At 68.8% G+C, this 14130-nt stretch carries 9 protein-coding genes and 1 pseudogene; all 10 read left to right on the top strand.

Annotated features, from left to right (window positions below):
• The first annotated feature begins 54 nt into the window (after positions 1-54).
• The 10 genes and pseudogenes from DEP02_RS09805 to DEP02_RS09755 all read left to right on the top strand — a co-directional run bounded on the left by DEP02_RS09805 (position 55) and on the right by DEP02_RS09755 (position 14055).
• Positions 55-1104, top strand: coding sequence for an SEC-C domain-containing protein (locus tag DEP02_RS09805; RefSeq protein WP_112466948.1), 1050 nt, complete (start codon positions 55-57; stop codon positions 1102-1104).
• Between the two features lie 233 nt (positions 1105-1337).
• A complete protein-coding gene (locus tag DEP02_RS09800) occupies positions 1338-3521 on the top strand; it encodes a carbon starvation CstA family protein (protein WP_112466947.1) in 2184 nt (727 codons plus the stop codon).
• Positions 3518-3739 carry a YbdD/YjiX family protein gene (locus tag DEP02_RS09795; protein ID WP_112466946.1) on the top strand — a complete coding sequence of 74 codons (222 nt, stop codon included), beginning with the start codon at positions 3518-3520 and terminating at the stop codon, positions 3737-3739. Before DEP02_RS09800 ends, DEP02_RS09795 begins: the two co-directional genes overlap by 4 nt.
• Before the next feature lie 188 nt (positions 3740-3927).
• Positions 3928-4698: an aminoglycoside adenylyltransferase family protein gene (locus tag DEP02_RS09790; protein ID WP_112466945.1), complete on the top strand. Its 771-nt coding sequence runs from the start codon at positions 3928-3930 to the stop codon at positions 4696-4698.
• 143 nt (positions 4699-4841) lie between these two features.
• Complete coding sequence (locus DEP02_RS09785) at positions 4842-6251, top strand: hypothetical protein (RefSeq protein ID WP_112466944.1); 1410 nt, start codon at positions 4842-4844, stop codon at positions 6249-6251.
• Between the two features lie 45 nt (positions 6252-6296).
• A pseudogene (locus DEP02_RS09780) lies at positions 6297-6479 on the top strand (nuclear transport factor 2 family protein); the annotation flags it as partial.
• Between the two features lie 240 nt (positions 6480-6719).
• Positions 6720-7112 carry a hypothetical protein gene (locus DEP02_RS09775; RefSeq protein WP_157977405.1) on the top strand — a complete coding sequence of 131 codons (393 nt, stop codon included), beginning with the start codon at positions 6720-6722 and terminating at the stop codon, positions 7110-7112.
• 15 nt (positions 7113-7127) lie between these two features.
• Positions 7128-11717, top strand: a complete 4590-nt coding sequence (eccCb, locus tag DEP02_RS09770; protein ID WP_112466942.1) for a type VII secretion protein EccCb — start codon at positions 7128-7130, stop codon at positions 11715-11717.
• Between the two features lie 894 nt (positions 11718-12611).
• Positions 12612-13061 (top strand): very short patch repair endonuclease, encoded by a 450-nt coding sequence (locus DEP02_RS09760; RefSeq protein WP_112466941.1) that lies wholly within the window; start codon positions 12612-12614, stop codon positions 13059-13061.
• Positions 13062-13083: 22 nt separating this feature from the next.
• Positions 13084-14055, top strand: a complete 972-nt coding sequence (locus DEP02_RS09755) for a DNA cytosine methyltransferase (protein ID WP_112466940.1) — start codon at positions 13084-13086, stop codon at positions 14053-14055.
• The last annotated feature ends 75 nt before the right edge of the window (positions 14056-14130 follow it).

The following is a 14130-nucleotide window of genomic DNA, read 5'->3' as shown; positions in this document are numbered from 1 at the left end:
ACCTGTCCCGCACCCGCCTCACGCATGCCACCCCCCGGCAGTACGGTGTCCCCCATGCGCCCCGACACGCCCGCCGAAAACGTCGACCACGCCGCCGAGGCGGCCCGTCTGCAGCGGACCGCCGGTCTGTATCCCGAGGACGCCGAGGCCCTCCTCCTCCAGGCCGCCGCCCACCTGGAACTCTCCGGCGACCGCCCCGCCGCGACCACCCTCTACGACCGCCTGCTGTCCTCCCCCACCGCCCTGGAGAACCCCCACCTGGTCCGCGCCCTCAAGGCCTCCAACCTCTGGGAGTACGACCACGAGGCGGAGGCGAGAGCGATCATCGAGGGCATCCGTTCCGCGTCCCCCCGTGACCCGGCCCCCTGGGTGATCGTCGCGGAGTCCCTGGAGTCCCACGACGAACTCGAGGCAGCCCACGAGACGTTCACGCAGGGCGTGGAGCTGCTGCTGACGGACACCGCGGAACCCCCGGACGTCACCCACCACCCCCTCCTCTTCGGCCGCCACCGCGTACGCCGCCTGCTGGGCGCCGCCCACGACGACTGGGACATGCTGGCCGACACCCTCCACACCTCCCCGGTCCCCCGCGTCTCCCTGGACGAACTCCACGACCCGAAACGGCTCTGGTCCCTGGGCTCGGAGAACCCCGCGGAGCTGGAAGCGGAGCTCACCCGCCTCCGCGTCGAACTGGGCGCCTACCGCGCGGCCCTCTCCCGTCCCTTCCCGGTGGCGGTCCTCCACTGGCCGGCGGCGGAACTGACCGAACTCCTCACGGCCTACGCCGACCTGGCCGCGGAGTACCCCTCCCACGAGACCCACCTGGCGACGATAGAGACGTCCCTGCGCGAGCTGGCCTCCTCCGGCACCCCCAACCTGGGCATCGTCACCGGCACGGTCCCCTCCTACGAGGCCTTCGCGGCCTCGGAGGGCGCGTCCCCGTCCGACGCGACGCTGCTGCCGCAGTACGCGACGACGCTGGCGGCCCGGGGGCGGGCGACGGCCTGGCCGCCGCAGCGGGGGGCGGCCTGCTGGTGCGGGTCGGGGCGGACGTACGGGGACTGCCACGGAACGACGGTTCACAACCCCGCCGGAGCCGCCTGAAGGCCCGGCACACGCACGTACTCACCCTCAGTTCGGGCATCGACCACATCGGCCGCGCGGATCCGGCCCGGCCCGATCCCCGAGGCGGAAAGAGACATGTCCAAGGATGTCCGGGGACGGTCCGGCCGACGACAAAACCGAAGGCGATCCGTCATCAACTCGTGAGCATTTCCAGCCAACCGGTGGGCAGGCTACGTCAACTCCACTGCGTGTCCCCACCCCTCACTCCCGAGATGCACAAGAGTCGTCCCCGAACATCTGGAGCAACTGTGTCCGTCAACGAGGCCCGCAGGGCGAGACCCACTCCGAAAACGATCCTGATCTGGACGGCCGTCGCCCTGGTCGGCGCCGTCTCCTGGGGCATGGTCGCTCTGTCCAGGGGCGAGGAGATCTCCGCCATCTGGCTGGTCGCGGCAGCGCTCGGCTCGTACGCGATCGCCTACCGCTTCTACTCGCGCTTCATCGCCCGCCGTGTCCTGAAGGTCGACGACAGCCGCGCCACACCCGCCGAGCGCCACGACGACGGCATCGACTACCAGCCCACCGACCGGCGCGTCCTGTTCGGCCATCACTTCGCCGCCATCGCGGGCGCCGGACCGCTCGTCGGACCCGTCCTGGCGGCGCAGATGGGCTACCTTCCGGGCACCCTCTGGATCGTCGTCGGCGTGATCTTCGCCGGAGCCGTCCAGGACATGATCGTGCTCTTCCTCTCCATGCGGCGGGACGGGAAGACCCTCGGCCAGATGGCCCGCGACGAGATCGGCCGGGTGGGCGGCGCCGCGGCGCTGATCGCCGTCCTGGCCATCATGATCATCCTGCTGGCCGTACTGGCCCTGGTCGTCGTCAACGCGCTCGCGGCATCGCCCTGGGGCACCTTCTCGGTGGCCATGACGATCCCCATCGCCCTGTTCATGGGCTTCTACATGCGCTACCTGCGGCCCGGCCGGGTCCTCGAGACCAGCCTCATCGGCGTCGTCCTCCTGCTGTTCGCGATCGTGGGCGGCGGCTGGGTCGACAACTCCTCCTGGGCGGAGACGTTCACCTGGTCGCCGACCACCCTGGTCCTCTGCCTCGTCGGCTACGGCTTCGTCGCCTCGGTGCTGCCGGTGTGGATGCTGCTGGCCCCGCGCGACTACCTGTCGACCTTCATGAAGATCGGCACGATCGTGCTGCTCGCGGTCGGCGTCGTGGTCACCGCGCCCATGCTGAAGAACGACGCCGTGACCCCGTTCGCCTCCTCGGGCGCCGGGCCGGTCTTCGCGGGATCGCTGTTCCCGTTCCTGTTCATCACGATCGCCTGCGGCGCCCTGTCCGGCTTCCACGCCCTCGTGTCGTCCGGCACCACCCCCAAGCTCATCCAGAAGGAATCGCAGGTCCGGCTGATCGGCTACGGCGCGATGCTCATGGAGTCGTTCGTCGCCGTGATGGCGCTCATCGCGGCGTCCATACTCGACCCCGGCCTGTACTACGCGATGAACGCCCCGGCCGGTCTGCTCGGCACCACGGTGGAGAGCGCCTCCCAGGCGGTGGCGAACCTCGGCTTCACCATCAGCCCGGAGGACCTGGCGGCGGCCGCCCGCTCGGTCGAGGAACAGAGTCTGATCGCCCGTACCGGCGGTGCGCCGACCCTCGCCTTCGGCATGGCGGAGATCTTCTCCGGGGTGTTCGGTGGGCACGCCATGAAGGCGTTCTGGTACCACTTCGCCATCATGTTCGAGGCGTTGTTCATCCTCACCACGGTGGACGCCGGCACCCGGGTCGGCCGCTTCATGCTCCAGGACATGCTCGGCAACATCTGGAAGCCGATCGGCCGGGTCACCTGGAAGCCGGGCATCTGGATCACCAGCGCCGTCATCGTCGGCCTGTGGGGCTACTTCCTCTACGTCGGCGCCACGGACCCGCTCGGCGGGATCAACCAGCTCTTCCCGCTGTTCGGCATCGCCAACCAGCTGCTCGCGGCCATCGCGCTGACCGTGTGCACGACCCTGCTCATCAAGTCCGGGAGACTGCGCTGGGCGTGGGTCACGGGCATCCCGCTGGCCTGGGACGTGGCCGTCACGTTCACCGCCGGCTGGCAGAAGATCTTCCACAGCAACCCGAAGATCGGCTTCTTCGCCCAGCGTCAGTTGTACGCGGACGCGCTCGACGACGGGAAGATCCTCGCCCCGGCGAAGTCGCTCGACGACATGGAGACGGTGATGCTCAACTCCACGGTGAACGGCGTCACCATGATCATCTTCCTCGTGCTGGTCGCGCTCGTGATCGGCCACGCGGCCCTGATCTGCGTCCGGGCCGTACGGTCCCCGCAGCCGCTGCCGACGACGGAGACCCCGTACGTGGAGTCCACGATCATCGTCCCCGCGGCCCGCTCCAAGGTGCTGGCCGGTGCGTCCACGGGGCAGGCCGATCGGGAATGAGAGCGCACAGCAGAGCGGCAGCGCTCCTCGGCCCGCTGACCCGGCTGCTGCGGGGTGTCCGCTGGTACCTGAGGGAGATCTCGGGCACGGCGGACTACGAACGCTACTGCCGACGACACGAGGAGCGGCATCCCGGCGAACCGGTGCCGACCCGGCGCGACTACGAACGCCACCTCACCCGCCACCGCGAGGCGAACCCGCAGGGCCGCTGCTGCTGAGGGAACCCTGAAGCTCCCTGGGGCAAGGACATACCGACCTTGCCCCAGGAGCGGTTCACCTCCGGCGGTTCACCCCCAGCTGTCCTCCGCCGACCGGCCGGAGGGCGGCGGAAGGGCTCGGCGCCACCGGTACCCGCCGCCCCGGAAATGAGGGTGCGCCCGCATGAGCCGGCGGGCATGCTGCTGCGATGGACCGGATTCAGGAGATCACAGGGCTGGTCGACGACGTGCTGGGGCACACCGCCATCGGAACCTACCTCCATGGCTCCTCCGTGCTCGGCGGCCTCAAACCGGCCAGCGACGTGGACATCCTGGTCGTCTCCCGGCGGCGCATGGACGACCGGGAACGGCGGGCACTCCTCGACGGGCTGCTGGGCATCTCCGGTTCCGGTTCCGGTTCCGCGGGCGAGGCCCGCCCGGTCGAGCTCACGGTCACCGTCCAGTCCGACGTCCGCCCGTGGCGGTTCCCACCGACCGGCGACTTCCTCTACGGCGAGTGGCTGCGCGACCGGTTCGAGGCGAGCGGGCCCCCGCAGCCGGAACCGATGCCGGACCTGGCACTCCTGATCACGATGGTGCTGTCCGGCAACCGCCCCCTCACCGGCCCGCCCCCGGCCGAGGTGCTGGACCACGTCCCGCCCGCCGACCTGATCCGGTCGAGCACGGCGGGCATCCCCGACCTGCTCGACGACCTGGACGGCGACACCCGCAACGTCGTACTGACCCTGGCACGTATCTGGACGACGCTCGCCACCGGCGAGATCAGGTCGAAGGACCACGCCGCCGACTGGGCACTCGCCCAACTCCCCCCGGAACAGCGCCCCGTGCTGGAACACGCCCGGGAGCTGTACCTCAACTGCCGTTACTCCGAGGAGAGCTGGAGCCAGGAGCTGACAGCACAGGTACGCCCCCACGTGGAGACAGTGCTTACCGAGATCGGCCGCCTCACACACCGCTGAGGCATGCGCAGCCGCGACGAACGTCCCGGCAACCGCTTCCTGTTCGGCGCCCTGGACATGGTGGGCAACCTTCCGGGGAGGCCGTGAGTCATGAGTATGCGTCACCGATCCGGTGCGCATGACACCTAAGTTATGGGGATTTCATGACGCCTCTCGCCGCCGTGCGGCGTACCACCTCCGCGTTTGTGCTGGCCGCGCTGGTCGGCACGGCGCTGGCCGGTCCCGCCCATGCCCAGGAGGAACCGCTACCGGTCTCGATCACTGGCCCCGACAGCGTGAACCTCTCGCTGCATCCGGAGGACGGTGAGTGGAGTGAGCCTCAGATCGAGCTGGGACTCCAGGCGCCCGGCGAGTCGGTGCCGGACAAGGACGGCATCATCTGGCCGATCCACAACGGCGAGTACACGGTCACCGTGGACGCGAGCTCCCTGGCCGGCGTCGCCTCGGTGGACTTCTCCCAGTTCGGCAGGGGGCGGGGGTGCTCCGTCGACGGGCTCGTCGCCACCTGCAGCGGCTACGAGGTCTATGCGGGCCAGGACTACAACAACCTCGGCGGCATCCGCCTCGACGTGACCGACGAGAGCACCGCGGGCGACTTCGGCGCCATCGAGATCACGGCCGAGGGCGAGGGGCTGGCCTTCACCGGGCACACGGTGGATGTGCTGGTGGGCGGCACGGAGCTGCTGATGAAGCAGCTGACCGAGCCCGAAGGCTTCCAGGCCGGCGACACCTTCCAGGCGCCGCTGGGCTTCCGCAACGCCGGCGGGCTGGGCGGTGACGGCGTCGTGCTGCGGATCTCCGGCAGCCGGGGGCTGTCCTTCCCCAGCACCTTCAGCAACTGCTGGTACGACCCGCGTGACCCGGACCATGTGCTCGGGAGGTCCACGGCGATCTGCATCTTCGACAGCGAGTTCGCCGGTGGGGCGGCATACGGGCTGAGCGCGTCCTTCCCGGTCGAGACGGCTGGTTTCGCGCTGTACGACTCGATGTACTACAGCTTCAGCGCGGTGCCCGCCGAGCAGGCGCGGGAGCTGCTGACCGAGGGCGACTACAAGGCGGGGGACGGGCCGGCGCTGGAGCTGGTCCGCGTGCCGGACACGGACCCGGCCGATTACACCCGCTACGCGGAGATGGACTTCCCGACGACGAACACCTTCGACCTCGCTCTGACCGGTGAGCGGCTGCGGGCCCGCGAGGGCAGCACGGTGTCGGTGGACATCGGCTTCGCCAACCACGGCCCCGCCTGGCTGGCCCTGCTCCGCTCCGGCGGCGAACCGATCTCCTTCTGGGTCGACCTCCCCCCGGGTACCACGGTCACCGCGGTCCCTGAGGGCTGCCGCCCGGGCTGGGAGGGCGCCGAGGGCGACTACCTCTGCTCCATCGACACGCCGATCCTGGAGGACGCCTCCCACACCTTCACCTTCGGCCTCCACGTCGACAAGAAGATCAAGAACGCCACCGGCCGAGCGTTCTTCTCGTACACGATGCCGAACGAGAGCAACCCGGCGAACGACTCCGGGAAGATCGTGCTGAACCCGGTGGGCAAGCCCTGATCGCCCTTCCGACCCGGCACAGCGGGCCCGCCCTTCCGGGCGGGCCCGCTCTGGCATGACGAGGGAGTCCGGGACGGCGCGTTCGTGTCCTGGCGCCTGGACGAGTACTGCGCCCTCTTCCCCGGCCGACCGGCCGCGGACGAACCCACCCGCTCCCGCCGCATCGGCACCCTCGACGCCCACGGCACCGTCGCGACCGCCTCCATGACGCTCCGGCACGGCGCCGAACCCGCCGCCCCTGGCTGAAAAAGCCGGACACGACACGCTCTTGCTTCACAGACGTCCTGGACGTCCGCAAGAAACCGGCTGTCGTACCGAAGTGGTCACCGGGGATGCTGGCAAGGGTGTTTCTGTGTCAGTCTGATGTTTTCCGGAGTGCCGGGGCATGCCGCGATCGCCGCTCCTGGCCATCGGGACGAGTCCGCTGTGTGAGGCGCAGAGCCAGAGGATGACAGGGGGAACCACTCCGTGCGACCCATGCAGATCGTCGTCGCCGTCGAGGCGGCGGACGGTGATGCCGAAGAGACGGACACACTCACCCGTGAGCTGCAGGAGGAGCTGCTGTTGCTCGACGCGGCCGAATCCGTCGCACGACCGGAGGGGGAACCCGTCCCCGCGGGTGCCAAGAGCGGCGCGGCCACGACACTCGGAGCTCTGCTCGTCACCGGGGTGTTCTCGCGGGCGGCACTGAACGCGATGGTCAGCCTGGTGAGCGAGTGGCGGCAGCGGGCGCAGGCTCGGCGGGTGGAACTCACCGAGGGCGAGGACTCATTGATCGTCACGGGCCTTTCGGGCAGTGACCAGAAGGCCCTGATCGAGGCGTGGCTTCAGCGGCGTTCCGGCAGCGACCAGCAATCGTAGGTACGTGGAGACACCTTGAGCCGCGTCGCCCTGCTCATCGCCACCACCGACTACATCGACTCCGGACTGCGCCGCCTGCGCTCTCCCGCGTCCGACGCACGTCGTCTGGGCGCGCTGCTGGAAGACAAGTCGATCGGCTACTTCGACCGGGTCATCCCGTTGATCAATGAGTCGAAGGCGGAGATCGAGGAGCACATCGAGCGGGTGCTGCGGGATCTCTCGCCGAGCGACACACTGCTGATCTATGTGTCCTGCCACGGCATCAGGGACAAGCACGGACGTCTGTTCTTCACGACGCTGCGCACCAAGCGGGACCTGCCCGAGTCGACCGCGATTTCCGCGCGGTTCATCGAGGAGCAGATGAGCCGCTGCCGCGCCCGGCGCAAGGTGCTCCTGCTCGACTGCTGCTTCGGCGGGACGTACATCCAAGGGATGGCGCCCTTCGCGCCTGACGACGGTGAGCTGTCGGCACAGGCGGCCGGCAAGGGCACGTACGTCATGACGGCCTCGGACGTCCTTGAGTTCGCCTTCGAGGGCGAGACGGTGAAGAGCCGCTCGGGAGCCTTCCACTCCGTGTTCACCGAAGCGGTCATCGATGGCCTGAGCACCGGCCGGGCGGATATCGACAACGACGGTGTGATCACGGCGCACGAGCTGTTCCAGCACATCGAGCGGCACGTCCGGGAGAGCGGGGCCCCGCAGACACCGACCGAGTTCCGCTCCGGCGTGCAAGGCAACATCCCTATCGCCAAAGCCGCGTTGTGGCACCGGGGGCCTGGTGCGGAGAACGATCCCTTCGTGGGCGACAGCCTCCCCCTGGGCGAGTTGCTGCCGGCGCTCGCGACAAGTCCCGAGCGTGGTCTGTGCGCCCCCGACTGGCCGCCGAACGGACAGCTCCGGGTGCCCCTGGGGAGGATGTACGACCCGGCGCAGGGCCTCCAGGAGACCTTGACACTCGATCTGTCGGGGGGCGCGCCGCACATCGGCGTCGTGGGCAGCAGGTGGAGCGGCAAGACGTCGGTTCTGCGCACCCTCGCCTGTTCCCTGGCGCTGACCCACACCCCGGACGAGGTGCAGATCTACGGGCTGCACGGCGAACCGGACGGGATGATGCGCCTGGACGCCCTGCCGCATGTGGGCATGGTGGCCGACTACGCCGGCGGCGACGACGTACGCGTCCTCGTCGACGGCATCATGGCCACGCTGAAACGACGAGAGCGGCTCTGTGACGCCTTGCGCATCCGGTCCCCGAAGGTCTTCCGCCAGAAGCGGATGCGGGGAGCGCTGGAGGGCGAGTCGAACGGAGAGGTGTTCCTCCTCATCGACTCCTGGCCGGACTTCGCGGCACGCTACCCCGATGAGTCCCGCCTGTTGCTCCGCGTCGCCCAGCAGGGGGTCTACTACGGCATCCACCTCGTGGTCTCCGCCGACAGGTGGACGGACCTGCCCCAGGACCTCTTCCTGCACCTCGGTACGTGGATCGAACTCGCCCTCGCCGACCCGCGGGAGTCGCGGATCGACAGCGACCTCGCCGGCGGTATCCCGCCGGGGCAGCCGGGGTTCGGACTGACACGGGGACGACGCTACGTCCGGCTCGCCGTCCCCACGCTGGCCCGAACCGGCAGCCCGGCGAAGACGGCCACGCCCCCGGAGGCCTCCTTCGGTGACGAGGGGGAGGAACTCGACGCGCTCCTGAGCAAGGTGGCCGCGGCGTGGCAGCGGCCGGGAGCCCAGCCGCTGAGCACCTTCAAGGACAGCGACGACTCCGTTCCCCGTCTGCTGGACCTGCTGCCGCTCCCCGAGAAGTGGGTCTCCGCCCCTTCAGCCACGTGGTTTCCGAGGCTGGCTTCGAGACCTCCCGTCCCGGCGCCCCCAGTTCCAGGACTTCCCGCCCCGGCATCCCCGGCTCCGACATTTCCCGCATCGGCGCCCCCGGCTCCAAAACCCACCACTTCGGCGCCCCCGACTCCGAGATTTCCCACCCCGGCACCCCCAGTTCCGGGACCTCCCGTCCCGGCATCCCCGGCTCCGAGGTTTCCCGCACCGGCACCCCCGGCTCCAGAAACCACCACTCCGGCGGCCTCGGCTCAGAGACTTACCACCCCGGTGGGCGTCGACATCAACGGTGCCCCTGTCATTCTGGACATCAAAGAAGCTTCGCTGGGGGGCTGGGGTCCACACGGCCTGTGCGTCGGTGCCACCGGTTCCGGCAAGTCGGAGCTACTGCGCACCCTGGTCCTCGGACTGGCGGTCACGCACTCCTCCGAAACACTGAACTTCGTCCTCGTGGACTTCAAGGGCGGTGCCACCTTCGCGGAGATGACACGCCTGCCGCATGTGGCGGCGGTCATCACCAACCTCGCCGACGAGCTGTCCCTTGCCGACCGCATGGTCGACGCGATCCGCGGCGAGGTCATCCGGCGCCAGGAACTGCTGCGCGACTCGGGCAACTACGCCAACCTCCTCGATTACGATCGAGCGCGTGCGGCAGGCGCTCCGCTCGTACCGCTGCCAACCCTGGTCCTGGTCATCGACGAGTTCGCGGAACTGCTGGCTGCCGAGCCCGGTTTCCTGGATGTGCTCATCCTGATCGGCCGCATCGGCCGTTCGCTGGGCATTCATCTGCTGCTGGCCTCCCAGCGCCTGGAGACGGAGCGGCTGCGCGGCCTGGAAACCTACCTGTCGTACCGCATCTGTCTGCGCACCTTCTCGGCCGAGGAATCGCGGGCCGTACTGGGCGTACCGGACGCCTATCATCTGCCCTCGGTGCCCGGCGCCGGATACCTGCGCTTCGACATGGATCACATGGTCGGCTTCCGGGCGGCCTACGCTTCCGGCTGGGTCGGGCCGGACGCGCGCGCCGCTGACGGCGACTCGCCCATGGACGTCATCCTGAACCGCCTGGAGAACCAGGGTCCCTCGGCCCACCAGATCTGGCTACCGCCGCTGGACCAGGCACCGACACTCGATGAACTGCTTCCTGGTCTGACTGCCCTCGAGGGCCGTGGCCTGACACAGCTCGGCAATTCGGACACGGCCCGACTTGTCGTGCCCTTGGGCCTGGTGGACAAGCCGCTCGAACAACGGCGCGAGATCCTGACGCACGACTTCTCCGGCGCCGCGGGCAACTTGCTGATCATCGGCGGCTCTCAGTCCGGCAAATCGAGCCTTCTACGCACTCTTGTGGCGTCCTTCGCCCTCACCCACACTCCGCAGGAAGTCCAGTTCTACGCGCTCGACTTCGGCGGCGGCACCCTGTCCACGGTCGCGGAACTTCCGCACGTGGGCGGTATCGCCTCCCGTCTCGACCCCGAGCGGGTTCGACGGACCGTGGCGGAGGTCTCCGCGATCCTCACCCAGCGCGAAGAGTACTTCCGGGCCAACGGCATTGACTCCATGGCCACCTACCGGCGTCGCCGGGCGCTCGGGGAGGTCACCGACCAGCCGTGGGGGGACGTCTTCCTCGTCATCGACGGCTGGCGAAGCTTCCTCCAGGACTACGAGATGATGGAGAAGACCATCACCGACATCGCCTTGCGCGGTCTCGGCTACGGCATCCACGTCGTCCTCACCACGAACCGCATCGCGGACGTGCGTCCAGTGCTCAAGGACCTGCTGCACCGGCTCGAACTGCGGCTCAGCGACCCCAGGGAATCGGAGTTCTCCGCCACCGTCGCCGCGAACATCCCGGCGAACGTCCCCGGCCGCGGCCAGACGCCGGAGAAACTGCACTTCATCGCGGCGGTGCCCCGCATCGACGGCATCCTCCCCGAGGGGGAGCCGCCCGACGCCACCGCCGCCATGAGCCGCGCCGTCGCACAGGCCTGGCAGGGCCCCGCGGCCCCACCGGTCCGGCTGCTCCCCCGCGAGCTGCCCGTCGGCCAACTACCGAAGGGCAACGCCCATCCGCAGTACGGCATCGCCTTCGGCATCGAAGAGAACACCCTGCAACCCGTCTTCGTCGACTTCGAGACCGATCCTTTCTTCCTGGTCCTCGGCGAGAGCGAGTCGGGGAAGACCTCACTGCTGCGCCTGCTGGTCAAGCAGATCTGCGAGCGCTACACGCCCGACGAAGCGCGTATCGTCGTCGCCGACTACCGTCGCTCCCTGCTCGGCAGCGTCCCGGACTCGCACCTGGCCCAGTACGCCACCATGCCCAACGCCTTGGACACGCAGGTGGCAGAGCTCAGAGATCTCTTCGAGAGACGCACTCCGCCGCCGGACGTCACTCCGCAGCAGTTGCGCGACCGCAGCTGGTGGTCCGGTCCGAGGGCGTTCGTGATCGTCGACGACTACGACCTGGTCGCGACCTCCAGCGGCAACCCGTTGGCCGTCCTCACCGAGCACTTGCCCTTCGCCCGCGACCTCGGCTTCTGTTTCGTCATCGCCCGCAACTCCGCCGGCGCCTCCCGCGCCGCCTACGAGCTGTTCATGCAGCGCATCAAGGAACTGGGCGCCCAGGGCGTGGTCCTCTCGGGCAACTCCGCCGAGGGCGAGATCCTCGGCAACGTCCGGGCCCGGCCCCTGCCTCCGGGCCGGGGCTATTTCGTCTCCCGCCGGAGAGGCACCCCCCTGATCCAGGTGGGCTGGCAGCCGGAACACTGAGGCGGGCCGTCGGCGGTGGCAACTGGCCTCCCGCTCCGCCCTCCACGGATTTCCCCTGGCCCCGGAAACCGGCGCCGAGCAGCTCAAGAACGCCATACGGATCTCCGCGGACTGGAGCGCCCTGGTACTGCGGCAGGGCGCCGCCTTCCTCGGCCACCGGCCCGACACGGGCGAGGACGACTTCTTCGAGTTCGGCGCGCTGCACTGCCGCACCGTCCACCTCGACGCCCTGCTGCTGGGCTCCCTCCAGCACGACCACGTCGACGAGCTCACCGACGAACTCTCGGACGTGTTCACCTCCCCCCGACGTCTGGCCCGCCACGTCGCCACCGTGGAGCACAACATCGCGCTCTTCCGCAGCGGCTACTGGCGCCGGCACCTCACCGCCCACGGCCCCGCCAACGAACTCCTCCTCGCCTTCCAGAACCAGCACCGCTCCCCGCCCGCTTCACCGAGATCCTCGCCGAGGCCGCCGACTGCAGCCGCCTCGTCCAGACCCAGGAAAGCCAACAGATCAGCGGTGCCCTGGGCGTCCTCACCATCCTGGACCTGCCCCTCGGCACGGCCCTGGGCATCCTCCAGTCCTGGACGACCACTCCCTGGCCCACCTTCTGGTCGGCCTCGGGGTGTCGGTGGCGGCGACGGCGGCGGTGCTGACGACGCGGTACGGGCGGTTGGTCCTGTCTTCGTTGCGGGGTGGGGAGAGCGGCCGGTGAACGGCGCCGCGGTCCAGCAGAGCTCTGTGCGTGTGCTTCGGGAACCTGGAGCTTTTGTGTAGCCCCGAAGACGCGGACCGATCATCGGCAACACGTGTGTTGTGCCACATGTTGCCGCCACTGGCAGAATGGCACCGTGCCTGACGCCGTCCCCTCTTCACCCGCCGTTTCGGCTCGCATGAGCCGCCAGGGCTCCCGTGACACGGCACCCGAGGTCGCGGTACGGCGGCTCCTGCACTCGGCGGGACTCCGCTACCGCATCAATGTGCCGGTGCCCGGCATGCCTCGCCGCACCATCGACATTGTCTTCCCAAAGGCCAAGATCGCCGTCTTCATGGATGGCTGCTTCTGGCATGGCTGTCCATGGCACGCAACGCAACCGAAGTCGAACGCGGAGTGGTGGCGGGCGAAGCTCGACAAGAACGTGGCGCGCGACCGGGAGACAACCGAGCATCTGCAGGCGGTCGGATGGACCGTACTGCGCTACTGGGAACACGAAAGCCCCAGCGAAGTCGCGGAAGCAGTCATGCACGCCGTCCAGGGCATCCGTTCCGAGGGCAGGTGGGGGTCGCTGCGCCAGGCGAGGGCGCCGGCGGACGCCCCTGGTCACACGTCTGCCTTCAATTGAACATACCTGCGGGGGGGGCTCTATGGAGAGGCTGGTATCAGTAGACGTGTGCTCGGGAGCGGGGGGACTCGCCCTGGGCCTTGAACGCGCGGGCTTCGACCCCGTGCTGCTCCTGGACCACAAACGGCAGGCCTGCGAGACGCTGCGGTGGAACCGGCCTCCGTGGAACGTGCTTGAAATGGATCTGCTGGATTTCGATCCGGTCGAACACCAGGAGAGCTACGACGTCGATCTGCTGTCCGCCGGGCTGCCCCGCGTGCAGTCCTCCGCGACCAAGAGACGTCCGGACAGCGGGCTGGAGCTGGGGCTCCTCAAGGCCACCGTGTATCTGATGCACGCGATGCAGCCGCGAGCGCTCCTCATCGAGAACGTTCCAGGCCTGGTCGACGATCCGGCGTTCGAGGAGGTGCGCGCATTCATCCGGAATGAGCTCGCACACCTGCACTACGGGCTCCACTGGTTCGTCGTCAACGCGGCCGACTTCGGTGTTCCGCAGGATCGCAAGCAGGGCGTACTGGTAGCTCTGAAAGAACCCTTCGCACGAAACTTCTGCATCCCCGCCCCGACCGTGAGTCAACACGTCACCGTGGGTGAGGCCCTGCGCCCATCAATGTCGGCGCGGGGTTGGATCGGTGCTGAGGCCTGGGCGGCTCAAGCGGATCAGCTCGCGCCCACCTTGGTGGGTGGCTCCGAACGACGCGGAGGAGCAGACCTCGGGCTCAGCGGCACCAAACGGGCTTGGGCCCGCATGGGGATCAACGGTGGGGCCCTGAGTAACGAGGTCCCTGGACGCGACGGTGTTCAGGAGTCGGACACCTCCGGTTCTCCCTTGAAAAAAATCACAGTGGATCAAGCGGCCGCGCTCCAGTCCTTCCCAACCGATTGGATCATCACGGGCAGAAAGACGGTCAGGTATCGTCAGATCGCCCATGCCTCCCCGCCACCGGTAGGTGAGGCGCTCGGCAAGGCCATCGCGGAGGCCCTCAGGACCTGACATCGGTCGGGCGACAACAGCCCGGTGCTCATACCGACCCAGCCATTCATGATCATGGTTCAGCCGGCTAGACTG

The organism is Streptomyces triticisoli (assembly GCF_003270085.1).
GTDB classification, from domain to species: Bacteria; Actinomycetota; Actinomycetes; order Streptomycetales; family Streptomycetaceae; genus Streptomyces; species Streptomyces triticisoli.
Note: the sequence above shows the minus strand (reverse complement) of the source record. Positions and strands in the feature narration are given on the sequence as shown.